The sequence below is a fragment of the Agromyces sp. NPDC004153 genome (assembly GCF_053603635.1).
In genome coordinates this window covers 804,681-829,937 of sequence record NZ_JBSGFY010000001.1, presented here as the reverse complement: position 1 = coordinate 829,937, position 25,257 = coordinate 804,681, and the positions used below count along the sequence as shown (strand labels likewise).

At 67.9% G+C, this 25,257-nt stretch carries 27 protein-coding genes; 17 read left to right on the top strand and 10 right to left on the bottom strand.

Translation table 11 applies throughout. The features are described from left to right. Positions 1 to 84 precede the first annotated feature (84 nt). Entirely contained in the window at positions 85 to 684 is a 600-nt protein-coding gene (locus ACWEOH_RS03870) for a hypothetical protein (RefSeq protein WP_452028412.1), read from the bottom strand. A gap of 327 nt (positions 685 to 1,011) precedes the next feature. Between ACWEOH_RS03870 and ACWEOH_RS03865 the strand changes: the two genes are divergently transcribed. The 7 genes from ACWEOH_RS03865 to ACWEOH_RS03835 all read left to right on the top strand — a co-directional run bounded on the left by ACWEOH_RS03865 (position 1,012) and on the right by ACWEOH_RS03835 (position 9,996). Beyond that, positions 1,012 to 1,257 (top strand): ATP-binding cassette domain-containing protein, encoded by a 246-nt coding sequence (locus ACWEOH_RS03865; protein ID WP_452031836.1) that lies wholly within the window; start codon positions 1,012 to 1,014, stop codon positions 1,255 to 1,257. Between the two features lie 335 nt (positions 1,258 to 1,592). Beyond that, positions 1,593 to 2,327 (top strand): hypothetical protein, encoded by a 735-nt coding sequence (locus tag ACWEOH_RS03860; RefSeq protein WP_452028411.1) that lies wholly within the window; start codon positions 1,593 to 1,595, stop codon positions 2,325 to 2,327. A 4-nt stretch (positions 2,328 to 2,331) separates the two neighbouring features. Further along, entirely contained in the window at positions 2,332 to 3,489 is a 1,158-nt protein-coding gene (locus ACWEOH_RS03855) for a helix-turn-helix domain-containing protein (protein WP_452028409.1), read from the top strand. Between the two features lie 641 nt (positions 3,490 to 4,130). Next, positions 4,131 to 5,276, top strand: a complete 1,146-nt coding sequence (locus ACWEOH_RS03850) for an SIR2 family protein (RefSeq protein WP_452028407.1) — start codon at positions 4,131 to 4,133, stop codon at positions 5,274 to 5,276. A gap of 25 nt (positions 5,277 to 5,301) precedes the next feature. Beyond that, the gene (locus tag ACWEOH_RS03845; protein WP_452028406.1) at positions 5,302 to 7,092 is read left to right on the top strand and encodes an ATP-binding protein; all 1,791 of its coding nucleotides are present in this window, start codon (positions 5,302 to 5,304) and stop codon (positions 7,090 to 7,092) included. After that, a complete protein-coding gene (locus ACWEOH_RS03840) occupies positions 7,082 to 7,297 on the top strand; it encodes a KTSC domain-containing protein (RefSeq protein ID WP_452028404.1) in 216 nt (71 codons plus the stop codon). The genes ACWEOH_RS03845 and ACWEOH_RS03840 overlap by 11 nt, the downstream gene beginning before the upstream one ends. A 65-nt stretch (positions 7,298 to 7,362) precedes the next feature. Then, the gene (locus ACWEOH_RS03835) at positions 7,363 to 9,996 is read left to right on the top strand and encodes an ATP-dependent Clp protease ATP-binding subunit (RefSeq protein ID WP_452028402.1); all 2,634 of its coding nucleotides are present in this window, start codon (positions 7,363 to 7,365) and stop codon (positions 9,994 to 9,996) included. Positions 9,997 to 10,203: 207 nt separating this feature from the next. Here the strand turns inward: ACWEOH_RS03835 and ACWEOH_RS03830 are convergent, their stop codons facing one another. Both ACWEOH_RS03830 and ACWEOH_RS03825 read right to left on the bottom strand, forming a co-directional pair. Next, on the bottom strand, positions 10,204 to 10,818 hold the full coding sequence (locus tag ACWEOH_RS03830; RefSeq protein ID WP_452028400.1) for a class I SAM-dependent methyltransferase: 615 nt from the start codon (positions 10,816 to 10,818) through the stop codon (positions 10,204 to 10,206). A 340-nt stretch (positions 10,819 to 11,158) separates the two neighbouring features. Then, a complete protein-coding gene (locus ACWEOH_RS03825; protein WP_452028398.1) occupies positions 11,159 to 11,812 on the bottom strand; it encodes an FMN-dependent NADH-azoreductase in 654 nt (217 codons plus the stop codon). Positions 11,813 to 11,906: 94 nt separating this feature from the next. On the opposite strand from ACWEOH_RS03825, the gene ACWEOH_RS03820 reads away from it, so the two are divergent. Together ACWEOH_RS03820 and fosX are read left to right on the top strand one after the other, a co-directional pair. Beyond that, positions 11,907 to 12,377 (top strand): MarR family winged helix-turn-helix transcriptional regulator, encoded by a 471-nt coding sequence (locus ACWEOH_RS03820; RefSeq protein ID WP_452028396.1) that lies wholly within the window; start codon positions 11,907 to 11,909, stop codon positions 12,375 to 12,377. A 9-nt stretch (positions 12,378 to 12,386) separates the two neighbouring features. After that, positions 12,387 to 12,830 (top strand): FosX/FosE/FosI family fosfomycin resistance hydrolase, encoded by a 444-nt coding sequence (gene fosX / locus ACWEOH_RS03815; RefSeq protein WP_452028394.1) that lies wholly within the window; start codon positions 12,387 to 12,389, stop codon positions 12,828 to 12,830. Between the two features lie 26 nt (positions 12,831 to 12,856). On the opposite strand, the gene ACWEOH_RS03810 is transcribed toward fosX, so the two are convergent. Then, complete coding sequence (locus ACWEOH_RS03810; RefSeq protein ID WP_452028392.1) at positions 12,857 to 13,273, bottom strand: hypothetical protein; 417 nt, start codon at positions 13,271 to 13,273, stop codon at positions 12,857 to 12,859. Positions 13,274 to 13,552: 279 nt separating this feature from the next. Between ACWEOH_RS03810 and ACWEOH_RS03805 the strand changes: the two genes are divergently transcribed. Continuing rightward, positions 13,553 to 14,227 (top strand): hypothetical protein, encoded by a 675-nt coding sequence (locus tag ACWEOH_RS03805; RefSeq protein WP_452028391.1) that lies wholly within the window; start codon positions 13,553 to 13,555, stop codon positions 14,225 to 14,227. Between the two features lie 25 nt (positions 14,228 to 14,252). Here ACWEOH_RS03805 and ACWEOH_RS03800 read toward each other — a convergent pair whose 3' ends face one another. Next, positions 14,253 to 15,056, bottom strand: coding sequence for a hypothetical protein (locus ACWEOH_RS03800; RefSeq protein WP_452028389.1), 804 nt, complete (start codon positions 15,054 to 15,056; stop codon positions 14,253 to 14,255). A gap of 156 nt (positions 15,057 to 15,212) precedes the next feature. Here ACWEOH_RS03800 and ACWEOH_RS03795 point away from each other — a divergent pair, with 156 nt between their 5' ends. Next, the gene (locus ACWEOH_RS03795) at positions 15,213 to 15,440 is read left to right on the top strand and encodes a hypothetical protein (RefSeq protein ID WP_452028388.1); all 228 of its coding nucleotides are present in this window, start codon (positions 15,213 to 15,215) and stop codon (positions 15,438 to 15,440) included. Positions 15,441 to 15,502: 62 nt separating this feature from the next. After that, entirely contained in the window at positions 15,503 to 16,135 is a 633-nt protein-coding gene (locus ACWEOH_RS03790; protein WP_452028386.1) for a VOC family protein, read from the top strand. Between the two features lie 160 nt (positions 16,136 to 16,295). Here ACWEOH_RS03790 and ACWEOH_RS03785 read toward each other — a convergent pair whose 3' ends face one another. From ACWEOH_RS03785 to ACWEOH_RS03765, 5 genes are all read right to left on the bottom strand, one after another. Then, complete coding sequence (locus tag ACWEOH_RS03785; RefSeq protein ID WP_452028384.1) at positions 16,296 to 16,703, bottom strand: YybH family protein; 408 nt, start codon at positions 16,701 to 16,703, stop codon at positions 16,296 to 16,298. 88 nt (positions 16,704 to 16,791) lie between these two features. Beyond that, positions 16,792 to 17,478: a response regulator transcription factor gene (locus ACWEOH_RS03780; RefSeq protein WP_452028382.1), complete on the bottom strand. Its 687-nt coding sequence runs from the start codon at positions 17,476 to 17,478 to the stop codon at positions 16,792 to 16,794. Continuing rightward, entirely contained in the window at positions 17,475 to 18,623 is a 1,149-nt protein-coding gene (locus tag ACWEOH_RS03775; RefSeq protein WP_452028380.1) for a sensor histidine kinase, read from the bottom strand. The genes ACWEOH_RS03780 and ACWEOH_RS03775 overlap by 4 nt, the downstream gene beginning before the upstream one ends. A gap of 4 nt (positions 18,624 to 18,627) precedes the next feature. Continuing rightward, positions 18,628 to 19,344 carry a DUF2306 domain-containing protein gene (locus ACWEOH_RS03770; protein ID WP_452028378.1) on the bottom strand — a complete coding sequence of 239 codons (717 nt, stop codon included), beginning with the start codon at positions 19,342 to 19,344 and terminating at the stop codon, positions 18,628 to 18,630. 128 nt (positions 19,345 to 19,472) lie between these two features. Further along, positions 19,473 to 19,868 (bottom strand): hypothetical protein, encoded by a 396-nt coding sequence (locus ACWEOH_RS03765; protein ID WP_452028376.1) that lies wholly within the window; start codon positions 19,866 to 19,868, stop codon positions 19,473 to 19,475. Positions 19,869 to 19,901: 33 nt separating this feature from the next. Between ACWEOH_RS03765 and ACWEOH_RS03760 the strand changes: the two genes are divergently transcribed. The 5 genes from ACWEOH_RS03760 to ACWEOH_RS03740 all read left to right on the top strand — a co-directional run bounded on the left by ACWEOH_RS03760 (position 19,902) and on the right by ACWEOH_RS03740 (position 25,254). Next, a complete protein-coding gene (locus tag ACWEOH_RS03760) occupies positions 19,902 to 20,819 on the top strand; it encodes an RNA polymerase subunit sigma-70 (RefSeq protein WP_452028375.1) in 918 nt (305 codons plus the stop codon). A gap of 91 nt (positions 20,820 to 20,910) precedes the next feature. Continuing rightward, positions 20,911 to 21,465, top strand: coding sequence for a dihydrofolate reductase family protein (locus ACWEOH_RS03755; protein ID WP_452028373.1), 555 nt, complete (start codon positions 20,911 to 20,913; stop codon positions 21,463 to 21,465). Between the two features lie 167 nt (positions 21,466 to 21,632). After that, a complete protein-coding gene (locus tag ACWEOH_RS03750) occupies positions 21,633 to 23,018 on the top strand; it encodes an NAD(P)H-dependent oxidoreductase (RefSeq protein WP_452028372.1) in 1,386 nt (461 codons plus the stop codon). An 89-nt stretch (positions 23,019 to 23,107) separates the two neighbouring features. Then, entirely contained in the window at positions 23,108 to 23,854 is a 747-nt protein-coding gene (locus ACWEOH_RS03745) for a FadR/GntR family transcriptional regulator (RefSeq protein WP_452028370.1), read from the top strand. A 65-nt stretch (positions 23,855 to 23,919) separates the two neighbouring features. Further along, on the top strand, positions 23,920 to 25,254 hold the full coding sequence (locus tag ACWEOH_RS03740) for an MFS transporter (protein ID WP_452028368.1): 1,335 nt from the start codon (positions 23,920 to 23,922) through the stop codon (positions 25,252 to 25,254). The last annotated feature ends 3 nt before the right edge of the window (positions 25,255 to 25,257 follow it).

Sequence of the window (25,257 nt, the reverse complement as noted above, 5' to 3'; positions counted from 1 at the left end):
GGTAGTCAGCCGCTGACCCGCAGGTCGCGCCACCCGAACCCACCCGGCTCGGGCAGCGCACTGCGGATCTGCTCGGCCGTGACACTACTCGTTCGATAGTGCAGCCTCCCGCTCACGCCGCTCGGCCACCAATACATCATGACCGCCTTCATATCCGACACAAGTCGCTTGAGTGTCCGCACCGATGCCCAATTGGAAACGGATCTCCTGAGCGGACGCCTGGGGCGCGGTCTGGTCGGGCCAAACAGCGTAGTAGGCGGTCTCGTAGTCTGGCGCGTTCACCATGGCGCTGAGAGTGCCGAGGGCCGCAACGTCGGAATCCCGCAGCGTGGTTATGTGCGGCTCGATCGACTCGGGCCACTCGTAGTAGTCGTCATCGAACAGCTCTGCTTCGGTCTGGCGTGACGTCATCTGCGCCTGTGCCGCGGCCTTGACGCCAGCCGGGTCCGGTGCTCCGCCGTTCAAGAATTCCTCCTCGCTGGCCCGGAATGCGGCATTGAGCGCGTTCGCCGCCGCATTGGTCGGGCAGACGATATTCAGGTATCGCGCTGCGGCTTCCTCGGTCGTGAGCTCTACGGGCCCCGGGTCGACCGTAGGCGTGGGCGTCGCCGACCCTGAAGCCTCAGCAGACCCGACCGCGTGTGTGCTTGGTGACGACGGCGAGCATGCAGCGAGAGCCAACATGAGTACCGCTGCAAGTGAAGTTGAAGTAATTCGACGGTGGTTCATCGCTTGGCCCGTTCTCACTGATCAGATTCAGCGGCGCATCACGCCCGCTTTACGCAATTCTGAAGGTGATGCATCGCGGAGGGGCCCAAATTCCTCGCAGGTGACCCGGACTGGGGTGGTTGAAAGCACGATCTGGCCTCGCGTCGCGAGGCGACCCGCAACCCGCCGAACGCAGTCGCGCGCCGGTGGGCCGACATCACGAAGCGCCAGGCGCCGCGCCCGATCGACAAGATAATCACGGGCACCTACGACGGGCTGCGGGTTTAGAACGCTCTCTTGACCGTGACCGGGCTGAAGGGCTTCGATGGCGCCCCGCTGTTCTCGGATCTGTCGTTCGACCTGCAGCGCGGCGACCGCGTCGCGGTGCTCGGCTCGAACGGCTCGGGTAAGTCGACGCTGCTCGACGTGCTCACCGGCGAGACCGAAGCGGATGCCGGGACGGTGCGTTGGGCGAAGGGCGTGCGGTTAGTGTCGTACAACGCGGTGTTCGCCGCCATTGATCTGACCGACACGGTCGGCACGCGGTGAACGCGTACCCGGATTCGCTGGCGTTCACGGCGAAGAAGAAGAGCGTGGACCGGTTCGTGGGGCCGACCTGGTGGCTTTGTGTCCGCACATTGGCATGGTCCTCGAACCGCCAGGCGGCTGGCGACGGTTGGATTCTCGGCTTCAGTCAGAGCGAAGGTGCTGCCGAACCCACCTACGGACGACACCGTCGCGCTCATTGGATGGGGGCCACCTTGTTGGGCGGCCACCTTAGTTCGCCCCAACGGAGCTCGTTCCTAACGAGCTGACGAGCGAAATGTGTGAAGAACTGAAGCTCTCCTGTAGTATTGCGGACAGGCAGAGTTGAAGGAGTTGCGGTGGACACGTTCTCGGACGCAGAGCAATGGCGTAGGGCGCGCTTTGGTGATTCCTACGACGCAGTTCTTGACTCGCTCCGGATGGCAGCGATGGTGGCGCACCAGAAAGGGGTGGATGCGAAGGACGGAAGCGGCTTGCCGAGCGACGACAACTATGGCGTCACGTATTGGCAGATACTTCTCCTCGAACTGATGACCCGGTTGCGGAGCGACGTTGACGTCCGAGAAGTCCGATTGAACGGTGGACGGTACCCGCTGCCCGAGATCAACGGGACCACGATCCTCGCCGCTCGCGCCGCAACGGGCTCGGGTCCCAACGTCGAGAGCCTGAGACTCAAGCGTTCCAAGAGCCGCGATCTCCTCCTGGGCAAGCGAACAGAATTTGCCGAGGCGGCAGCTTTCGACTTCAGCGAATGGCTGAACGAGGAAATCGAAGTCGATTTTCCGGGATCCGAGGCTGACGCAGTTGTCATGGCGGTCGTCGTCGCAGGCCCGCGCACTGGCGTTACCCGGATCTACATCGGCGACGGCTACCTCAGCGAGAACGGGACGGTCGTCTGGGGGTACGTCGAGCAGGTCGCACTTGCCGAATCTGCTCAGCCAGCCCTGCAGCTTGCTGGTGTCCAGACCAACCGGCGATTCAACGAACTACCGGCAGATGACGACCTCGACATCGCGCTGCATGGCGACGGCCGAGCGCGCGAAGCAAGGTCACAGACGAGCGCAGAGGAATAGAGCATTGAAGAGGAGCAATCCTCGCGCCACGGCGGCGCACGACGCGGCCTCCGTCGCCAAGTCGTTCGACCCCGAACGACTCCGACAGGCGCGTCAACTCGCACTGAAATCGAAGCAGGACCTTGCTTCTGCGATCGGTGTCTCGCCCGCCGCCATCGGCCAGTTTGAAGCCGGCGTTACGTCACCGCGCACCGAACTTATAACAGCGCTTGCCAAGGAGCTCGATGTCCCCGCCGCCTTCTTTCTGGCTGGTCGGCCCCAAGGCCGTCTCGAATCAGGCGACGCGTTCTTCCGCAGCCTTCGCTCCACCACAGCTAAGCAGCGGTCTAAGGCAACAGCGTTCACCGAGCAGTTGTGGGAACTGATCAATACGCTTGAGAAACACATAAGGCTACCGGCGGTCGACCTTCCCGAGTTTGATCCTGAGCCTCACCGTCTGATTGCCGACACCGCTGACCGGGCAGCTCGCGCCGCCGCGCATGTCCGAGCAGCTTGGGGTCTGGGTAAGGGGCCGATCCCGCAAGTTGTTCGCACAATCGAGAAACACGGCATCGTCCCGGTCTTCACACCTACTGCGGAGCGCGAAGTGCGACGAATCGACGCGTTCTCGACGCTTGCCCTCGGGCGACCACTGATCGTCCTCACGCCCGACAGAGCGAACGACGTGTATCGCCATCGGTTTACTGCCGCTCACGAACTCGGCCATCTTGTACTCCACGGAGGTCTCACATCCGGCAGCAAAGACATCGAACGTGAAGCGGATCGGTTCGCCGCTGAACTCTTGATGCCCGGCGCAATTGCAACAACGCTGCTGCCCACCAGAGTCGACTTCCGCGCTTTCGACAGGTTGTGCGAAGAATGGGGCGTCTCCGTCGACTCTCTCATTTATCGGTCCGCCGAGATGGGGCGCTTCTCCGACGCAACCGCAAGACGTGCTTACATTCGGCTCGCGCAACTACGAGGCGAAGGATCGTTTGCTCCATTGCCTGTGGCCCAGTACCCGGGGGAGAACCCGGCGATGCTGCGGCGCGCTGTGGAGCTTGCCGAAGAACGGCTTGGCATTACAGTCGTTAGCTTGGCTCAGGAGCTTGCGTGGAAACCAGCGCAAGTCAGGCGGATGCTAGGAGATGTGGACGAGAGGCCTTTGCTAACGCTTGTGTAGCTGACATGCCCGACTACCCGGCCGCACCCTTGCCCGACGGTTGGAACTGACGACGAGCATCGCCGGCATTGCTCTGACATCTTGCTCAATGGGATCGCTCTGCTTGGGTGGGGCCAAACGCCGGTCCCAGACATGTGCATGTAGTCCTTGTGCTGGCGCCAGCCCGTAGCGGCCTCGAACGAATCAACGCGACTCCACCTCTCGGCCACGAGACGGCCATAACTTGAGGGTGGCAGCGGAGTCGTCTGGTGCCATGGCATTCATGACGACGACGCGTTGGACCGCCGTAGCCGACCGAAGCCAACCAGTGGGCGGGTGCAGGAACGGCCACCCTCGGAGCACTGTCCGATGTCGAAGGACAGCGGTTGCGTACGTCCCCACCCCCATACGAAACCGTGGTCGCTCGGGAAGAACCCGTGCACCTAGATTGCAGCCGCTGGCTGTGCGGAACTGGGGATGCATCCGCGCGTTGCGCCCCGAATCAACCTCACCCCTGATAAGAATTCGAGATGGTCCTTGAAGGGGATGGTGCGACGCAGTAAATGCCTCACGAACAAACGATCGTCTACTACGACCCGGTTCGCCATGCCTCCAGTTTGCGGGACCACCTGTCCACTCGAGAGCGCGCTGTCGTCTTGGTCGTGGGCGCCGGAGCGTCGGCTGCTGTTGGAAGTGCCGACGATGGTGCGCCGCTGGTGCCAGCCGTTGTAGGTCTGACAGTTGGTTGTCAGAACGCGGTTTCCGCACTCGGCGAATGGGCGAGTACGGCCTGGGACATCATGCGAGAGAGCCTCGCCAAACAATTGGGGCTCCCTGACAGCTCGCAGGTCTACATAGAAGACCTGCTCACCAACTTGCGAGAGAAGCTGTCGTCGATGTCGGAGGGCGACACTTCTGCCGGAGCGACCCTTGACCAGTTGAGGCAAATCGAAGACGCAATAACCAGAGAGATCGTTCGTGCCGCGTCACCGGACGACGACCGAGTTCCTTCCCATCTTCCGCACGACTCGCTCGCAAAATGGATCGCTCGAATCGATCGCTCCTCGCCGGTAGAGATCTACACGACCAACTATGACCTTCTAATTGAACGTGCTTTGGAAGCCGAATCTGTTCCGTACTTCGACGGTTTCGTTGGGTCGTCCGCCCCCTTTTTCTTGCCAAGCTCGCTCGTGCACGCCGAGTTCGCGCCGGGCAGGAGGGTTACCCGTCTCTGGAAGATTCATGGCTCGGTGAACTGGGACCTGGTGGACGAACCGGCGGGAGGGAAACGTGTAGTGCGGCGCCCCTCCATTGGAGCTTCACAGATGATCCTCCCTTCCTCGCTCAAATATGACCAGTCGCGGAAGCTCCCGTATATCGCGATGCTCGACCGGCTCTCTCGCGCACTTTCTGATCGGGAAGACGCGTTAGTCGTTGCAATTGGATGCGGGTTCGGCGACCAGCACGTAAATGAGATCTTGAGCGACGCACTCTCGACCAGACCCAGAATGCACCTGATCGCACTTCAGTTCCAAGATCCGGTACAAGGAGACGCGCTCTGGAAGCTGGCATCGGCACATGAGAACGTGCTCGCATATGGACCTACCGTTGCCATCGTGGGTTCAAGGCCTGGTACTTGGCGCTTGATCGAGCCGGCAACCAATGTCACTGCACCAAATGTTGACCTGGTGTTCGACTCCGATTCTGTGCCCGAGGCCGGTGAGGAAGAGTTAATCGGGCGATTTCGACTTGGCGACTTTAACTGGTTCGCAAGGTTCCTCGACCAGATGATGGTCGGTCGTGAGTGAGCCGGTAAGGCGATCAGCCACATACGTGGGTGAGATCGAGTCTGTCCGCGGCGGCGTGCTGAGTATCAAACTGGCGTCAAGTGCTGCACTTGTCATGGTCGCAGGAGAGACGCACCGGGTCGGCCAAGTGGGCGCGTTCCTTCGCATCCCGGTGGGTTACGCGGACCTCTACGCCATCACCACACAGGTTGGCGCTAGTTCACTTGGCCCAGGGGTCATGGAAAACGCGGGCCTCGAGAGTCAAGATGCCCGATTGGAGGGATTCCGGTGGGTTTCCGCCGCTCTCTTCGGCGAGTCCATTGCTGGTCGATTCGAACGAGGGGTGGGCCAGTATCCAACGGTTGGTGACGAAGTCCATATCGTTACCTCATCCGACCTCGACGTAATATATTCGGCCGATCTTGGGCGCGACGACCTAACAATCGGTCGGATTGCGAGCTCGGCAGGAATCCCGGCCAAACTTCGCCTCTCGGCTCTCGTGAGCCGTCATAGTGCCGTGCTCGGTTCAACTGGTTCTGGCAAGTCAAACTTGGTGGGTGTGGCTCTCGAGGAGTTGGCGTCAGGCTTCCCCTCCGCGCGCATCCTGGTTGTTGACCCGCACGGCGAGTACGGCAATGTCGCGAGGAAGAAGACCCACCTGATTCAAGTCGGTGCCGGCGATGGCTCGCTCCACGTGCCATTTTGGGCACTCCCTCTTGACGAGCTACTTCAGCTTGTGATGGGTCAAATCCAGCCGAACATAGTTGAGCAGATTCGTGATCGCGTTCGGGAGCTCAAGGTTGAGGCGTGCGACGGTCTGGAGGGGGCTCCTCCCCCGGAAGCCGTGACTGCTGACTCTCCGGTGCCTTTCAGCATTCGGCGGCTCTGGTTTGAACTCGAGCGCGATGAACGCATAACCTTCCGCGAGTCGAACAATCAGAACGATGAGACTGCCTACGCCGCCACGACGGACGGTGATCCCGCCACTCTTATTCCTCCGCGATACCCACCGGCAACCTCATACAACACGGCGCCCTATCCGAATCGGGCGCGCAGGAACATCGGGAAGCAGCTCGACACGTTGCGCAGCCGGTTGATGGATGCGCAGTACCGCTTCATGTTTGACCCAGACCACGCAACTTCACCGGACCTGTCCGGTGAAATTGAAGCCGATCTAGACTCCCTCATCTCGGAGTGGATTGGCGGCCCCAAGCCCATCACAGTCCTAGATGTGTCGGGCGTACCGCCCGAGGCGCTAACAACGGTAATCGGCACGCTGTTGCGGGTGGTCTACGACTCACTGTTCTGGGCGGCCGGACTAGATGTTGGTGGTCGCGCACAACCGCTCCTCGTAGTCATAGATGAAGCGCATCTGTTCCTGCCGACCGGAACGGACAGCCCGGCTCACCGGATCATCTCGAGAATCGCGAAAGAGGGACGAAAGTACGGAGTCGGGCTGATGCTCGTCAGCCAGAGGCCGTCGGACCTTGACGCGAATGCTCTTAGCCAATGCGGCACGACGATTGCACTTCGGCTCACAAACTCCGACGATCGCGCCGCCGTCACTAGCTCGATACACGACGACCTCGCTGGGCTGACCGACATGCTTCCGTCGCTGAGAACGGGAGAAGCGATCGTCCTGGGTGATGCACTCCAAGTGCCGTCCAGGGTTCGCGTGAGGTCGGCCAGGACGAAACCACGGGGCGATGATCCCAGCCTTCCCGCGGGTTGGCTGGGTGAACGCCCGACCACAGACGGTTACAAGACCGCACTTAGGAACTGGCGATGGCGGAGCACCGAAGATAACGAGGAGGAGAGGGACACAGATGCAACCTGAGATGGAATTGGTCCAGTCATCGAATGTTGAGGCGATCGGTTACGACGCAGATAGCTCCGAGTTGTGGGTCCAGTACTGGGGCGGCAAGACTTACATCTACGACAACGTGCCCGACAGTACCTACCACGAGCTAATCGGTGCCTCCTCAATCGGCAGCTACATGAACCGCCAAATCAAGCCCAACTATCAGTTCCGGCATCCATAGGGAATACCCACGCCCCCACCGCGTTGAACTTGAGCGTACCCAACTCAAGTTCCCAGGAGGACTAGGTGCCCGAAGACTTCAGCGACACCGGCGCGAACTCGTTCGACGAGTTCCTCGCCCGGTATCTCGCGGGTGAGCAGGCCAGGCAGGCGCGGTCGATCGACCTCAGCCGGTTCCTGACCGCGCGCACCCAGAGCATCCTGCAGCGTGCCGGCAAGTTCGCGCTCGAGCGCGGACAGACCGAGCTCGACGCGCTGCACATCCTGCGCGTCATCGTCGAGGACGAGGCGGTCACGCAGGCCATCCAGCGCATCGGCGTCGCGCCGGAGCGCATCATCACCGCGACCGAGGCGCGCCTGCCCGCGGCTGTTGATTTCGACGAGCTCAATCAGCGGGAAGCCATCAACGCGGCTACGATCACGCCGTCGGCGAGCCGCGCGCTGTTCCACGCGTACCAGGTGGCGCGCTCGAGCGGCTCGACGTACATCGACCCCGAGCACCTCTTCTTCGCGCTCGTGCTGGGGCAGGATGCCCCGGCCGGCCAGGTGCTGGCGCGTGCCGGTGTGACCGCCGAGGCGCTCACGCAGCAGATCCGTGACGGTGTGGACCCCGAGTCGCTCGGTGACGAGGGTTTCGATACGCGGCCGACTTCGTCGAGCGCTACTCAACCCACGGATACCCCCATGCTCGACAAGTTCGGCATGGACCTCACCCAGCGCGCCCGTGACGGCGAGCTCGACCCGGTGATCGGACGCGTCGACGAGATCGAGCAGACGATCGAGATCCTGAGCCGTCGCACGAAGAACAATCCCGTGCTGGTCGGCGAGGCCGGCGTCGGCAAGACCGCGATCGTCGAGGGGCTCGCCCGCGCGATCGTCGAAGAGTCGGTGCCCGAGGCGCTGCTCGGCAAGCGCGTCATCGCGCTCGACCTGCCCGGCATGCTCGCCGGCACGCGCTACCGCGGCGACTTCGAGGAGCGCCTCACCAAGACCATGGAGGAGATCGCCGCGAACAAGGGCGAGCTCATCGTGTTCATCGACGAGGTGCACACGGTCGTCGGCGCCGGCGGTGCCGGTGACGGCGGCATGGACGCGGGCAACATCCTGAAGCCGCGCCTCGCGCGGGGTGAGCTGCACCTCGTCGGCGCGACGACGCTGAAGGAGTACCGCCAGATCGAGAAGGACCCGGCGCTCGAGCGTCGCTTCCAGCCGGTCAAGGTCGGCGAGCCTTCGATCGAGGACTCGGTGCTGATCCTGCAGGGCCTCAAGCCCGCGTACGAGCAGCACCACGGCGTCGAGTACACGGATGCCGCGATCCGCTCGGCCGTCGAGCTGAGCGCCCGCTACCTCAGCGAGCGCGTCCTGCCCGACAAGGCGATCGATCTCATCGACCAGGCCGGCGCGCGACTGCGCCTGCGCCTCGGCGTGAAGGTGGACGTGTCCGAGCTCATCGGCCGACTGGCCGAGCTCGAGGCCGACAAGAACGCTGCGGTCACGGCCGAGCACTACGAGGAGGCGTCGCGCATCCGCGACGAGATCTCGAAGGTGCAGGACAAGCTCGACGACGCGACCGCCGAGGCCATCAAGCGCGGCAAGGTCGCGCAGGCCGGCGGTTCCGACGGGGCATCCGACACCATCGTCGACGAGGCGCAGATCGCAGCGGTGATCTCGCGGGCGACCGGCATCCCGGTCAACCGCCTCACCGAGGGCGAGCGCGAGCGCCTCGCCGAGCTCGAGCAGGAGCTGCACGCCCGGGTCATCGGCCAGGACGACGCCGTGACCGCCGTCGCGCGCGCGGTGCGCCGCAACCGCACCGGCATGGGCGACGCGAAGCGTCCCGTGGGGTCGTTCCTGTTCCTCGGCCCGACCGGCGTCGGCAAGACGGAGCTGGCGCGTGCGCTGGCCGACCGGCTGTTCGACGACGAGGGCGCGATTATCCGCTTCGACATGAGCGAGTTCGGCGAGCGGCACACCGTGTCGCGGCTCGTCGGCGCCCCTCCCGGCTATGTCGGTTACGACGAGGCGGGCCAGCTCACCGAGCGCGTTCGGCGCAACCCGTACTCGATCGTGCTCTTCGACGAGATCGAGAAGGCGCACCCCGACGTGTTCAACCTGCTGCTGCAGGTGCTCGACGACGGACGCCTCACCGACGGCCAGGGTCGCACGGTCGACTTCCGCAACACGGTCGTCGTCATGACCTCGAACCTCGGCTCCGAGTTCCTCGCGTCGCGGTCGGGTGCGCTCGGCTTCGTGGCGTCGACGGATGCCGCGGCGAACGGCTTCTCGTCGCAGGACGACGTGCGCCAGCGCGTCATGGGCAAGCTGCGCGAGGCCATGCGCCCCGAGTTCTTGAACCGCATCGACGAGATCGTGCTGTTCACGAAGCTCACGCAGGACCAGATCGCCGAGATCGTGCGCCTCATGCTGGGTGCGACAGTTGCTCGGCTCTCGGCCCGCGAGGTCGGCTTCGAGGCCACGGATGCCGCGGTCGCCTGGCTCGCCGAGCACGGCTACGAGCCCGAGTACGGCGCTCGCCCGCTGCGCCGCCTGATCCAGCGCGAGGTCGAGGACCGCATCGCGGACCTGTTCGTGACCGGCGCCCTCGGCGACGGCGAGGCCGTGCAGGTCGACGCGATCGACGGGTCGCTCGTGGTCACCCCGGTCGCTCGCGCGACCGTGGAGCTGCCGACCGCGGCGTAAGCCCGGCGGCGGCGTGAGCCGGCGGCATCCGCTGGTCTGCATTCGCCGGTACCGAAGTACCGAAGTACCGAAGTACCGGTCGCAGACAGGCCGATGCATGAACGAAGGCCCGGTCCTCATCGCGAGGGCCGGGCCTTCGGCATGCCGCGGCGGCCGTGACCTGGATGATCACCCGGCCCTCAGCTCGATGGCCGTGCGCCCGTCGGGTCAGGAGCCGCGCAAGCGGCGGGCGACGAGCGTGGAGTCGCGCACGTCCATGGTCGCGCCATCGCGGATCATCGTTCGCGGTCGCTGCTCGACCACGAGCGCTTCGAAGTCCGGTGGCAGTGCCGGCAGCAGGTCGACTGCGAGGAACATCGCACGCCGATGGCCGGCGGTCAGGTGCGTGAACGCGTCGGATGGCGCGTGCCCGACGACGAGCAGTCGTCCGCCCGGCGCAACCGCCTCGGCCAACCGGCGGGTCACGTCGACCATGCCGCCGTCAGGCGGATGCAGGAAGTGCGTCGTGACGAGGTCGTACGACCTCCCGTCGGCGGCGAACGAACGGGCATCGACCTGCCACCAATCGGTTCGGTCGGCGACCCCCGCCTCCTCGGCGTGCCGGGCTGCGCGCGCGAGGCCGTTGGCGGAAAAGTCGGCTCCGGTCACCCGCCAGCCCTGTCGGGCGAGCCAGATCACGTCGCCACCCTCGCCGCAGCCGACGTCGAGGGCCGTTCCCGGGGTCAGCCCCGACACCTCCGTCACCAGCTGGGGGTTGGGGTTGCCGCTCCACACCGTGCCCGCGCCGGAGTACCGGTCCTCCCACCCCGGTGCCTCGAACATGGCCGATGCTTCGGCCTCGCTGTGATCGTGTCCGTGTCGACCCATCCGGGCGTCCTTCCGTGCCTTCCCGAGCGTACGGACCGGGTGCGCGATCGGCACGTCCCGTTGCCGTTTCGGCAAGCCCGGTCGTCACCCGTCGCCGACTGGCCAGTCGTGCGACCCGGCATCGGGCACGAGTCCGTCGAGCAGCCACGCGAGGCCGTTGGGAGATCGTCCGGAATCCCGCTAATGAGGCGGAATCCCGTTCGGCGTGGATTCGGGCGCGTGAACGGGATTCCGCCGCGATGACGGGAACGGAGAGGGGGAGGGGTCCACCCCGCTACGCCGAGATCGGCGTGGCTCAGGCCGCCGCGGACCGCGCGTCGAGGGCGAACTCGGCGCCGAGGCGACGCGCGTCAGCGTGGGCGGCGAGGCGAGCGGGCTCGGGGTCGCCGACGGCGAGGTTCGGCCGGAACTCGATCGAGTCGATCTCGTGCACTCCTGCCCAGCGCAGCCAGCCGTCGAAGAACGGCCGTTGGAAGTCGCTTCCGAAGGCCGGCGGCCGCTCGTCGCCGTAGACCGCGCTGGTGTAGACGACCGCGGCCCGCTTGCCCTCGAGCAGGCCCGTGTAGCCGGTCTCGCCATCGAAGCCGAACACCCAGCCCGGCTGGCTGACGACATCGATGAACTGCTTCGCGATGTACGGCACGCCCGCGTTCCACATCGGCAGGCTGAACAGGTAGAGGTCGGCGGCGGCGAAGCGCTCGAACGCGAGGCGGGCGCGGTGCCAGGCGAGCTCCTCGGCGCCCTGCGGTGCCTCGTCGGCGAACACTCGCATCTTCGCGCCGGCGGCGTCGGGGCCGAAGTCCGGCAGCGAGCCGTCCCACAGGTTCCAGTGGTCGACGGATGCCTCGGGCGATGCCTGCTCGAACGCCTCGACGAAGGTGCGGGCGATGGCGAGCGAATGCGAGGCATCGCCGCGAGGGGACGCGGCGAGATGCAGGAGCGTGGTCATGCTCGGTCCTTTCAAGTGTGTGCGGACGCACATAAGTCTTGCACGGCAAGCATGGCATATGTGTGCGCACGCACGCAAATGGTAGGGTCGATGCATGCCGAGAGATGCCGAACGAGCCTGGGAATCACTGCTGCGGCTGCACGCCGCAGTGCTGCCGCGTCTCGAGCGCGCCGTGGCGAGCGACGGCGGACTGCCACTCAGTTGGTACGACGTGCTGCTCGAGCTGAACGACGCCGGCGGCCGGCTCACGATGGGCCAACTCGCCGAGCGCGTCGTGCTCAGTCGCACCCGGGTGAGCCGTCTCGTCGATGACCTCGTCGCGGCCGGTCTCGTCGCCCGTGAAGTGAACCCTGACGATGGGCGCTCGGCCTTCGCCGTGCTCACCGCCGACGGGCGCCGCCGCTTCCTCGCTGGGGCGAAGGCGTACCTGCCGGCCATCGATCGCGAGTTCGCCCCCGTCGGTTCCGACGGGCTGCGACGGCTCGCCGAGGCGCTCGAAACGGCGCTCGCCGCGGTCGACCCCGAGGCGCCGGTCCGCGAGCGTCGATCGTCGTCGCGTCGGTAGCGTGATCGGATGAGCAGCACCGGCCTCAGCCACGTCACCTTCATCGTGCGCGACCTCGATCGCATGGAGCAGCTGCTCACGACGGTGCTCGGTGCCGTTCGGGTCTACGACAGCGGGAGCGACACCTTCTCGCTCTCGAAGGAGCGCTTCTTCCTCATCGGCGAGGGCGGCACCGCGACCTGGGTCGCCATCATGCAGGGCGACGCCGTGCTGCCGCGCACCTACAATCACGTCGCGTTCCAGGTGCGGCGCGAAGACCTGCCGGCCCTGCGCGAGACGATCACGGGGCTCGGGCTCGACATCCGGCCGCCACGCTCGCGCGTCGACGGCGAGGGCGACTCCATCTACTTCCACGACCACGACGGCCACCTCTTCGAGCTGCACGCCGGGTCACTGCGCGAACGCCTCGCCGTCTACTCGGCGGGTGCGTCGAGCCGCAACGCCGTCGTGTGAGTCAGGTGGTCGTACGGCCGACGTGATCAACGCGACATCGTCGACGACGCCGCGCGCGACGCCTGCCGGCGGGAACCGAACTCGGCGATCGCGAGAATGCCAGCGGCAGCGACCTCTATGAACGCGGTCGCGAGCATCCCGAACCCAGCGATGCCGGTGGCGAAGGCGACGGCGCTCACGACCGCTGCTCCGAACCACGCCACCAGGAACCCGATGGTCACGGCGCGTCGGGCGCGCGACGGCGGTTCGCGGCGCACGAGGAAGAGCGAGAGGCCGAGACCCGCGACGAGTATGCCGACGCGCTGACCCATCGAGACGACCTCCGCGCCCCCGACCAGGCCCCAGCCCCAGACGGGTATGGAGGGGACGAACAGCCATGCGGCGGCGATCGCCCAGCTGTACACCGCGAGCACCGTCGCGACCCAGAAGTAGAACCTGTTCATGGTCGTTCCCCCCTTCGAAGTGGGCGATCGCACCAGTCGCGGACGGGTGACAGCCCACGGCCACGGATTCTCCTCCCCAGGGTGAGCCCCGGCAACAGGTTTGGCGCGTCCCCGAACTCCCCAGAACAGGGGAGAGTCGGGCTGGGTCCAGCTGAACGCCATGCCCCTTCATCGGTGAGTGTCCCCGACCCTCGACGTACGACCGTGGCAGGAACGCGCAGGCCTGTGCCAATGTGAGCAGCGACCCGTGTCGGACTGGCGACGAAGGGGTGGAGGACCATGACGGATGCGTCGACCGGCTCGGCCGATGCCGCCCCGGCGGAGAAGACCCCACCCGCGCGGGTGTCTCGCTGGCGGCACCGGCCCTTCATCGAGATCGTCGCGGTGGCGATGCTCTCGGTGACCGCCATCCTCACCGCCTGGTGCGGGTTCCAGGCGTCGAAGTGGAGCGGCGAGCGGTCGATCGCGTTCGCCGAGGCATCCACCGCGCGGGTCGAGGCGACCGATGCCGACGACCAGGCACGTGAAGCCCGGGTGGTCGACCTGATCATCTACGCCGAGTGGGTGACGGCCACGGCCCAGGGCGACCGGGTGCTCGCCGACGAGATCGCTGAACGCTTCACGCCGCACTTCCGCGTCGCGTTCGACGCCTGGCAGGCCGACCGGATGGCTGAGCCAGGGCCGTTCTCGATGGCCGAATACGTGCCGCCGGGCACCGAGGAGGCTGCGGAACGCTCGGCCTACGCCGATGCGCGGTTCGCGGACGCGCTCGAGGACACCGAGCGGGGCGACAACTACTCGCTCTTGACGGTGCTGTTCGCGCTGGTGCTCTTCCTGACCGCGATGGCGCAGCGCGACATCCACCACGTCGCGGCCTGGATCATGCTCGGGCTGGCCGGCGCCATCGCCGTGGGCGGGTTCCTCGTCCTGCTCACCTTCCCGGCCCGGTTCTGACCCCGGCCCCGGCTGACGGATGCCGCTATGCGCTCGGCACCCGGAACAGCTCCGTACGCGCCACCACCCGATCGCGCTCGGCGGCGAGCTCGAGTCGCCGCGGGTCGGCGAGGTACGCGTCGAGGAGCGCCTGGCTCGGAACCAGGTACAGCTGCACCTCGACCGGATGCTCCGGCCCACGATCGCTCCGGATGCGCTCCGTCACTTCGATGCCGTAGTCGGGCAGCAGCGCGAGCACGCGATCCTCGTAGGCGACGAGGTCGTCCTCGAGTCCGGGCTGCGCCCAGAGCAGGCAGCAGATCGTGAATGACGAGTCCTCGGCCGACGGCTGGGTCGGCTCGGCCGGGTGATCGGATGCCGCGCCCCCGCGCGCCGCGTCGGGCCCGGTCGACCAGCGCCCCCACCGCAGCATCCCCTCGACGCCCACGTAGCCCGCGCTGTGCACGAACATCGCGACGAACGCGGTCACGACGAGCACGGCCCCGGCGATCCAGCTGACGTCCCAGAACGTAGTGACCATGCCGGCGATCGCGGCGCCCATCGCGAGCGATCGGGCAACCGTCACCGTCCGCGACGTCGCGAGCCGGTGGCGGTAGAGCTCCTGCCAGTTCAGCACGATGAGCGCGGCGAGCAGTGGGATCGCGATCGCGAAGAGCACGATGCTCGCGAGCCCCAGCGGCGACGGCGCGGCATCCGTGATGAGCGGCTGCACCAGCACGACGCAGATGCCGACGAGGCCGCCGTACATCAGGTTGTTCTGTCGCAGCCACTCGTCGGCGACCTTCGGATCGCGCTCGAGTGCCTGCTCGACGTACTCGTCGTCCCGCATGAACTCCTCCGTTCGGATGCCCTCCGTGATTCTGGCACCGCCCGATGCCGTGATCGACGGATTCGCGGACCCGCGTCATGATTCGCGGCATCCGCTGTCTCTTCGGGTGAAGGCGGCGAAACCGCCTTCGACCGTAGACGTGGAAGGGGCAGCGGGATGGCGACTCACCTGGAATACGTGCACGGACCGCTCGGCGAGGTGTCGGTGCTGCCCTGCGCCTGCCCGCGCCTCGCCGACCATCCCCGCCTCACGTCGGCATGCCGACCGCTCCAGGCCACGGATGCCGCGAGCCACCGTGCCGACGCGGGGCCGGCCGGACGGCACCTCCGCGGCCGCCGGCTCGAGCCGGTTCCGCCCGCGACCCGCGCACGGCACGCGGCCTGACGCGCCGGGATCGAGCAGGAATCGAGAAGCCCGCGCCGACGGCCGTGAGTAGCGTCGGAGACATGAACTCGCAGACCACCACCATCACCGCCATCGACTCCATCACGCTCGAGGCAGCCGACCCCGAGGCGGCCCAGCGCTTCTACGCCGACGCCCTCGGCCTCACGACCCACGTGCGCACGCGCCGATCGGATGCCGCGAGCACCGGCTTCCGGGGGTACACCATGTCGCTCGTCACCTCGCAGCCCGCGAATGTGCGGGCGCTGTTCGACGCCGCCGTCGCGGCCGGCGCGACCGTGCTCAAGCCCGTCGAGAAGTCCCTCTGGGGCATCGGCGGCGTCGTGCAGGCGCCCGACGGCGCGATCTGGAACCTCGCCACCTCGGCGAAGAAGGACACGGCGCCGGCCTCGAAGGACTTCGAGCACATCGTGCTGCTCCTCGGCGTCGAGGACGTGAGCGCCAGCAAGCGGTTCTACGGCGACCGCGGGCTCGCAACGGCCAAGAGCTTCGGCAGCTACGTCGACTTCGCGACGCCCTCGAGCCCGATCGGACTCGGCCTCTACAAGCGGCGCGCCCTCGCCAAGACGTCGGGTATCGCCGAAGCGGGCAGCGGCTCGCACCGCATCACGGTCAACAGCGACGCCGGATCGTTCACCGACCCCGACGGGTTCGAGTGGGGGAGCGCCTCGGCCTGACGCATCCGGTACCGAAGGTCCGAGGTGCTGAACTTCCGAAGTACCCAGTACCGAAGTGCCGAAGTGCCGAAGTTCCGAAGTGCCGAAGTTCCGAAGTTCCGAAGTTCCGAAGTTCCGAAACTTCGCGGCCGGCTCTCTCGTCGAGGGCCGGCCGCGCGCGTCACGGCTGGTGCTCGCCGACCCCGTCGGCGTGGCGGTGCACGACCCGCCACTCGCCGTTCTCACGGCGGTACACCTGCGTCGCTCGCAACGTGTACGAGCGAGGCTCCCCGTCGACCGACATCCCGATGCGTTCGTAGCCCACGGTGTAGGCCATGTCGTCGACGACGTCGAACGAGATGAGGTCGAGCTCGTAATCGGTGCATTCCGAGAACGCACTCGCGAGGACCTCGAACGCCTCCACGAGCTGCTCGCGGCCGACGGCGTTGCGCCACGCGCCGAGCACGCTCACCGGTTCGACACGTGACCAGATCGCCTTGCGCGGGCCATCGTCGCCGTCGAGCATGGCGCGCTCGGCGTCGACGAACGCGGTGTCAAGCCAGGCCAGGAAATCGTCACGGTCGCTCATGGACTCAGGATCCTCCGTCTCGTCGCCGCGCACAATCGCCAGCGCCGATGAGTGCCGACCCGAGCGGACCCGATCCGCCGGGCGTTGATCAGCGCCGCCGCTCGTGCGCCCAGATCGCGAGTTCGACGCGGTTGCGGGCCCCGATCTTGGCCATGATGCTCGCGATGTGCGTCTTCACCGTGCTGAGCGAGACGTGCAGCTCCTGCCCGATCTCGGTGTTGCCGAGGCCGCGGGCGACCCCGGCGAGCACGTCCTCCTCGCGATCGGTGAGCGGCGACGACGGGAGGGCCGGCGGGTCGTCGCGAGTCGAGCCGCGGGCGCCGGCCGCGCCGCCGGGGCCGCGGCCGGCCCCGGCGAACGCCTCGATGAGCCGCACCGTCACGTTCGGGTCGATGAGCGCGTCGCCGCGCGCGGCCGCGTGCACCGCCTCGGCGAGGAGGGTCGGCCCGGCGTTCTTCAACAGGAACCCGCGGGCGCCCGAGCGCAGCGCCTCGTAGACGTACTCGTCGAGGTCGAACGTCGTGATCACGACGACCGGGATCGGGTCGGCGACATCCGGCCCGGCGAGCTCGCGGGTCGCCTCGAGGCCGTCCATGACCGGCATCCGGATGTCGACGAGGCACACGTCGGGTCGGATGCCGCGCGCCAGCGCCACGGCCTCCGCCCCGTCGACCGCCTCGCCCACCACCTCGATGTCGGGCTGCGCATCGAGGATGAGCCGCAGCCCGGTGCGCACGAGCTCCTGGTCGTCGGCGATGAGCACGCGCACCGTCATGTCGCCCATCCTGCCCGCGGCAGCACCGCGTTGACCGCCCACCCGCCGCCCGGCGCCGGGCCCGCCTCGCACGTGCCGCCGAGCAGGTCGGCGCGCTCGGCCATCCCGGTGATCCCGTATCCGGGCACCGCGGATGCCGCAGGCTCTCCGTCGTCGCGCACATCGAGCCGCACGCCGGCGCCGTCGACCCGCACGTGCACGTCGACGCGCGTCGCGTTCCGGGCGTGGCGGCGGGCGTTCGTCACGGCCTCCTGGGCGAGGCGGAACACCGCAGCGGAGACCGGGGGCGGCAGCGAATCGGCGTCGCCGTCGACCTGCACGTCGACCGTCGGGCCTGGACCGGAGCCGGCACCCGCGGCATCCGACCGCGCGAGCCGCCGCAGGTCGTCGAAGCCGGGGGTCGGCGCGCGCTCCGCGGCATCCGTGCGCCGGAGCACCCGGACCATGGATCGCAGCTCGTCGAGCGTGCGCGACGCCTCCCCCTCGATGACGCGCAGCACGTCGACGGCCGCGGCCGGATCGCCCTGCGCGACCACGGTGCCCGCCTGCGCCTGGATCGCGATCGCCGAGACGTGGTGCGCGACCGTGTCGTGGAGGTCGCGGGCGAGCTGCTCGCGTTCGAGCAGGCGCATGCGGTCGAGCTCCCGGGCGCGGGCGCCGGCGCGCCAGCGGAACGCGACGCCGAGCGTGCTGGTCGTGACGACGACCGCCAGGCCGCCGATGACATCCGTGGCGGTCGGCGCGGCGTAGACGAACGAGAGGAGCATGCCGCCGAGCACGAGCGCGCCGCCGCCGAGCATCGCGCGACCCGAGCCCCAGCGGAACACCGCGTAGACGAGGAGCAGGAAGTACGCCGTCGTGAACAACTGCGGGTCGCCGCCTGTCGCGAGGCTGACGATCGTGCCGACGCCGAACGCGACGGCGAGCATCGTGAACGGGCGGGTGCGCCGCCACAGGAGCGTCGGCACGAGCGCGATGAGCAGGATCGCCCAGAGCCACCGCCACGGGACATCCGTTCGCAGCAGCGCCTCGAGCAGGGCGAGCAGCGGGATCGCGGCCACGAGCACCCAGTCCCGCCAGACCCGGCGCGGCGGCGGCGGGGACGCCGGCGGCGCGTCCCACAGCGCCCGGGCGGGGCTCGTCATGCCCTCATGATAGGTGGGCACCGGCCACCGCCGACGGCGCGGGCCGCCGCGTGCCCGGCCGCCGCGTGCCGCGTGCCCGGCGCCGGATGACGACCTCGGCGACCGCGAGGTTGATGACCCAGCCAGCGCCCATGAGCACCGTGTGCATGACCTGGTCGGGCGCCCCGAAGAACAGCGTCCACGGCAGGAACGTGAACACCTGCGTGCCGGCGCCGAGCCCGATCGCGTACGCGCGGGTCATCCAGGCACTGTGCGTGGTCACGTCGCCGCGGCGGATCGCGATGAACGCGACGACGATCGCGGCCGCCATGCCCGTGGCGAACACGAGCCGCATCACGTACAGCCCGGGCCCGTTGATCGCGGGCATGGCGTAGAACAGCGTCATCCAGAGCGCCGACAGCGCCGAGACGAGGCCGGCGGGCGCGGCGATGCGTCCCGAGATCCGATGCCAGCGGCGCCGACGCAGCGACGGCGCGAACTGCAGCGCGCCGAGCAGGAGGAACACGCTCGAGCCGATGATGTGCGCGATCACGGGCACGGGGGAGGCGAAGAACCGGGCGTTCTCGGGCGTCACGGTGCCGCCGGTCGTGAGGTCGGTGAGGCGGAAGGCGCCCGCCGCGATCGGGACGAGGCTCAGCGCGATGAGGCCCGCGGGCACGAGCCACTCGGGGCGCTTGCGGCGCCGCGATGTCGTGGAGCGGGCGGTCGTGGCGGCGGTCATGCGTCGATGGTCGCGCGGGCGGGGCGGCGGGCACATCGGCCGTGCGGTCCGACTGCATCGGCCGATCGGCCGAGGCGGCGCGGCATCCGTGCACCGTCGTCAGCGGATGCCGCGGCAGGCCGCCATGCTCAGGCCTGTGTTGCGGCGCGCCGCCGCGGCAGCATGAGCACGAGCACGACGCCCACGATCGTGACGAGCGGGCTCGGGACGAGGATCGTCGACACCCACTGCCCGTTGATCATCAGGTTCGCGAGGAAGAGCAGGGCAGGGGCGGCGACGAGCAGCGCGGTCCACCAGCGGCCGCCGAGCAGGATGCCGCAGGCGCCCGCCGCGAGGTTCACCACGATGACCAGGATGAAGAGCGGCGTCGGGTTGGAGAACCTCGTGTCGAAGCCCGCGCCGTTCAGCGCCGCGGTCAGGGCGCCGAGCACGATCGCCCCCGCCGAGGCGACGGCCACGAGCACCCAGACGACGATCAGGACGATGCGAAGCGGACTGCGCGATGCGCTCGGCGATGACGTCACGCGGTCAGGATATTCGGTGACAGGATGTCGCGTGTGGAGGCCGATTTCGAGCGGGCCGTGGCGCGCCATCGGCACGAGTTGCTCGTGCACTGCTACCGCATGCTCGGCTCGGTGCACGACGCCGAGGACGCCGTGCAGGAGACGCTGCTGCGCGCGTGGCGCGCCGCCGACCGCTTCGACCCGACGCGTGCCTCGCTGCGCACGTGGCTCTACCGCATCGCGACGAACGCGTGCCTCACCGCGCTCGAGTCCCGTTCGTCGCGTCCGCTGCCGTCGAGCGTCGGTCCGGCCTTCGACGATCCGGATGCCCCGCTGGTCCCGAACCTCGAGGTGACCTGGCTCACCCCCATCCCCGGCGACCCCGAGGCATCCGCCGTCGAACGGAGCCGCCTGCGGCTCGCGCTCGTCGCCGCGCTGCAGTTGCTGCCTGCGCGCCAGCGTGCGGCGCTCATCCTGCGCGAGGCGCTCGACGTGCCGGCCGCCGAGGTCGGGGAGTCGCTCGGCATGTCGACGGCCGCCGTGAACAGCGCGCTGCAGCGGGCGCGGAGGACGCTCGCGTCGGCCGGCGTGGATCCCGAGGCGGCGGCCGAGCCGCCGGCGGAGCAGCGAGCCGTCGTCGACCGCTATGTCGACGCGTTCGAGCGCGCTGACGTGCCCGCGATCACCGCGCTGCTCACCGACGACATCGTGCTCGAGATGCCGCCGAACGAGAACTGGTACGCCGGTCGCGACGACTACGCGGGCTTCATGCGCCGCGTCTACCGCCTGCGCGGCACCGACTGGCGCACCGAGCCCATCTGGGCGAACGGCGAGGCGGGATTCGTGGCGTACGTCGACGGGATGCTGCACACCGTGCAGGTGCTCACGGTCGTGGGCGGGCGCGTCTCGCGGACGACCGTGTTCCAGTCGCCCGAGGTGTTCGAGGCCTTCGGGGTCGGCGGCGACGCCTGAATTCGCTCACCGCGATGAGTTCGCGGGCCGCCGCCGGTACGTACTCGTAGGACCGGCGCTGGGCCGGCCCGCGAGTCGAAGGAGCACGACCATGGGCAAGGTCATCGTCATCGAGTTCATCACCCTCGACGGGGTCGTCGAGGACCCCGACGGGCGCGGCGGCGCGGGCTTCGGCGGCTGGGCGTTCCGCTTCGGCCTCGAGGCGATCGCGGGCGACCTGTTCGGCATCGTGCCGGCGCTCCACCCCGGCGTCCTCCTGTTCGGCCGTCGCACGTGGGAGCACCTCTCGCGCCTGTGGCCCGAGCGCACCGACCCGTTCTCGACCGCGATGAACCGGGCACGGAAGGTCGTCGTGTCGGCGGGCTCGCCGGACCTCGATCCGTGGGACGGTTCCGAGCGCCTCGACGGCGACCTCGTCGAGGGCGTCGCCCGCCTTGCGACCGAGGGCGACGTCGTGGTCATCGGGAGCCTCAGCGTGGTGCGCGAGCTGCAGGCCGCCGGGCTGGTCGACGAGTACCGGCTCTTCACGTTCCCGACCGTGGTCGGCGACCCGGCTGCGATGCGGCTGTTCGCGTCCCCCGTGGAGCTCGAGCTGGTATCGATCGAGTCGAGGGGACCCGCGACGTTCAGCGTGCTCGCGGCGTGACTGGCGCGGCATCCGTCGGCTGAGGCCGTCCGTCCCGTTCGTCCGAGTCGGACTTGACAGCCGATGGATCCTCGCTCTACAGTCATCGATCAGATGGTCAGACCATCAAATGTTCCAAACTTCGATCCACTCAGGCTGGACCGATCGATACAAAGGAGTAGGGGTCCGTGAACCTGTTCTCGCTCATGCAGCAGCGCACCGCCGCGTCGGGGCCGATCCGTGTCGGCGTGATCGGCGCCGGCAAGTTCTCGTCGATGTTCCTCACGCAGGCCGTCGGCAGTGAGAACATCCACGTGGTCGGCGTCGCCGACATCAACGTGCCGAAGGCGAAGGAGGCGCTCGTCCGCACCGGCTGGCCGGCCGAGCGCTACGCCGCGACATCCATCGACGAGGCCCTGCGCACCGGCGGCACCGCCGTTCTCGCCGACTCGACCGAGCTGATCACCCACCCGTCGGTGGAGGTCGTGCTCGAGATCACCGGCAACCCGCTCGTCGGCACCTACCACGCGGTCACCGCGATCGACCACGGCAAGCACGTCATCATGGTCAACGTCGAGGCCGACTGCATGGTCGGCCCGATCCTCCAGCGCCGTGCCCAGGCCGCGGGCGTCGTCTACTCGATGGCGTACGGCGACCAGCCGGCCCTGATCTGCGAGCTGGTCGACTGGTGCCGCACCGTCGGCTTCGACGTCGTCGCCGCGGGCAAGGGCACGAAGTACCTGCCCGAGTACAACTACTCGACCCCTGACACGGTGTGGAACTACTACGGCTTCACCGACGAGCAGCTCGCCACCGGCGACTACAACCCGAAGATGTTCAACTCGTTCCTCGACGGCACGAAATCGGCCATCGAGATGGCCGCGGTCGCGAACGGCACCGGCCTGCTGCCCCAGGACGAGGGCCTGCTCTTCCCCGCGGCGAGCAAGGACGACCTGCCCACGGTGTTCCGCGAGCGGTCGCTCGGTGGCTCGCTCACGCGTCGCGGCACGGTCGAGATCGCGTCGAGCATGTACCGCGACGGACGCGAGGTGCCCGACAACCTCCGCTGGGGCGTCTACGTGACGTTCGAGGCGGTCACCGACTACGCCGTGCAGTGCTTCGCCGAGTACGGCGTGCACACCGACGAGACCGGCCGCTACGGGTCGCTGTACCGGCCGTACCACATGATCGGGCTCGAACTCGGGGTCTCCATCGCGGCCGCGGTCGTGCGCGGCGAAGCCACCGGCGCGCCCACGGGCTTCCGCGGCGACGTCGTGACCACCGCGAAGAAGGACCTCCGCGCCGGCGACACGCTCGACGGCGAGGGCGGGTTCACCGTCTTCGGCAAGCTCGCTCCCGCGCACGTCTCGCTCGACCGGCACGCGCTGCCGCTCGGCCTCGCGCACGGCGCGAAGCTCATCCGCGACGTGCCCAAGGACCGGACCGTCTCGTGGGACGACGTGCAGCTCGACGAGTCGCAGTTCGCCGTGCAGATCCGCCGCCAGCTCGAGTCCGAGTTCCGTGCCGAGCACGCCGCGGATGCCGCGGCGGTCGCGGCGGTCGCCGCAGCCTGACGGGCTGTCAGACGGTCAGACATCGGAGACTACGATGGACGCACACGACATGAGGGCCGGCCTCGGCCGGCGACCGGAGGGGCATCCAGGTGGTCACGGCGAACGAGGGGTGGGAGCCGGTCCAGCGCATCCGCACCTACGAACAGGTCATGGCGCAGATCGAGCAGCGCATTCTCGACGGACGGCTGAAGGCGGGCGACAAGCTCCCCAGCGAGCGCGAGCTCGCGCAGTCGCTGGGGGTCTCCCGGCCATCGCTCCGCGAGGCGATGCGGGTGCTCGAGGCACTCGGCCTGGTGGACATCCGCGTGGGCGGCGGGCCGGATGGCGGAGCCGTCCTGGTGCAGACCCCGGGCGACGGTGCGGCCAACCTCCTGAAGCTGCAGATCGCGTTGGCGCACTTCAGCTGGGACGACGTCCTCGAGACGCGACTGACGCTCGAGACCTGGAGCGTCGAGGAGGCCGCCTACCGAGCTGACGACGACGACCTCCGCGAACTCGCCGCGATCCTCGACCGGATGGACGATCCATCCATCGACTCGGCCGAGTTCAACCGCCTCGACGCCGCCTTCCACCTTCGGATCGCGGAGTCGGCCGGGAACGCGCTGACCGCCCACCTCATGAGCTCGCTGCGTACGGCCATCCATCGCCAGATGGTGGAGATGTACGCGGAGCTCGAGGACTGGCGGGAGACCGCGAAGACCGTGAGGGCCGAGCACCGGGAGATCCTCAAGGCGATCGAAGATCGCGACGGACCCGCTGCGGCCGATGCCGTACGACGACACATCACCGACTTCTACAAGATCAACCCCCGCGGCGGGAGCGCCGTCCCGAGGTAGCCTCGGTTCGCTCCCGTCCGGTACGAGGCCCAGGGCTTCACTATCAAGGGAGATATGAACCGATCATGACGACCACCATGACCACCGTCCGACCCGAGACGCGGGCAGAGCATGGCTCACCCGACAAGCTCCGCACTGCCATCGGCAGCGCCGTCGGCACCACGATCGAGAACTACGACTTCCTCGCCTACGGCACGGCGGCCGCGCTGTACTTCAACGAGGTCTTCTTCCACTCCGAGAACCCCGTCGTCGGCCTGCTCCTCGGCTTCGGCACGTTCGGCATCGGCTTCGCGATGCGCCCGCTCGGCGGTGTGATCGGCGGCTACCTCGGCGACAAGATCGGCCGCAAGCCGGTGCTCGTCGGCGCGCTGCTGCTCATGGGCATCTCGACCGTGCTCATCGGCGTGCTCCCGACCTACGCGCAGGTCGGCATCCTCGCGCCAATCCTGCTCACGCTCATCCGCATCATCCAGGGCGTCGCGTTCGGCGCCGAGTGGGGCGGTGCGATCCTCATGACGTTCGAGCACGCGCCGTGGAAGAAGCGCGGGCGCTACACCGCGATCCCGCAGGCCGGCGTGCCGCTGGGCCTCCTGCTCGCGAACCTCGTGTTCCTCTGGTCGAGCAACCTCGACAGCGAGCTCGCCTGGCGCCTGCCGTTCCTGCTCTCGTCGGTGCTCATCATCGCCGGCCTCATCATCCGGGCGAAGGTCTCGGAGTCGCCCGAGTTCGAGGACACCAAGACCGCCGGTCTCGTCGTGAAGAACCCCCTCAAGGAGGTCTTCAAGAACGACTGGCGCACCATCCTGCGCGTTATCGCACTGCGCCTCGCGGAGTCGGGCGGCTTCTACGTGATCGTGACGTACATGCTGTCGTACCTCACGAGCGGCGACGAGCCCATCACCGACCGCGCCACGGCGCTCACCGGCCTCATCGTGGCCGCCGCGCTCGGACTGTTCACCACGATCCTGTTCGGCGCGATCTCCGACCGCGTGGGACGCCGTCCGGTGTACTTCTTCGGCACGATCCTGCTGATCGCGTTCGCGTTCCCGATGTTCCTGCTCGTGAACACCGGCCTGCCGTACCTCATCGTGTTCGTGTACGTGATGGCCATGGCGATCATCCACGACTCGCTGGCCGGCACGCAGGGCGCGTGGTTCTCGGAGCTGTTCAACACCAACACGCGCTCGTCGGGCGCTTCGATCGGCTACCAGTTCTCGGCGGCGATCTCGGGCTTCATCCCGTTCATCGCCACCGCGGTCGCGGTTCCGCTCGGCTGGGGCGGCGTCGCCATCGTCTACATGGCGTGCGGCGTGCTCGGCCTCATCGGCACCCTGGTCACCCGTGAGACCTGGGGCAAGCGCCAGCGCGCCGAGGTCGACGAGATCATCGCCCGCTCCTGACCG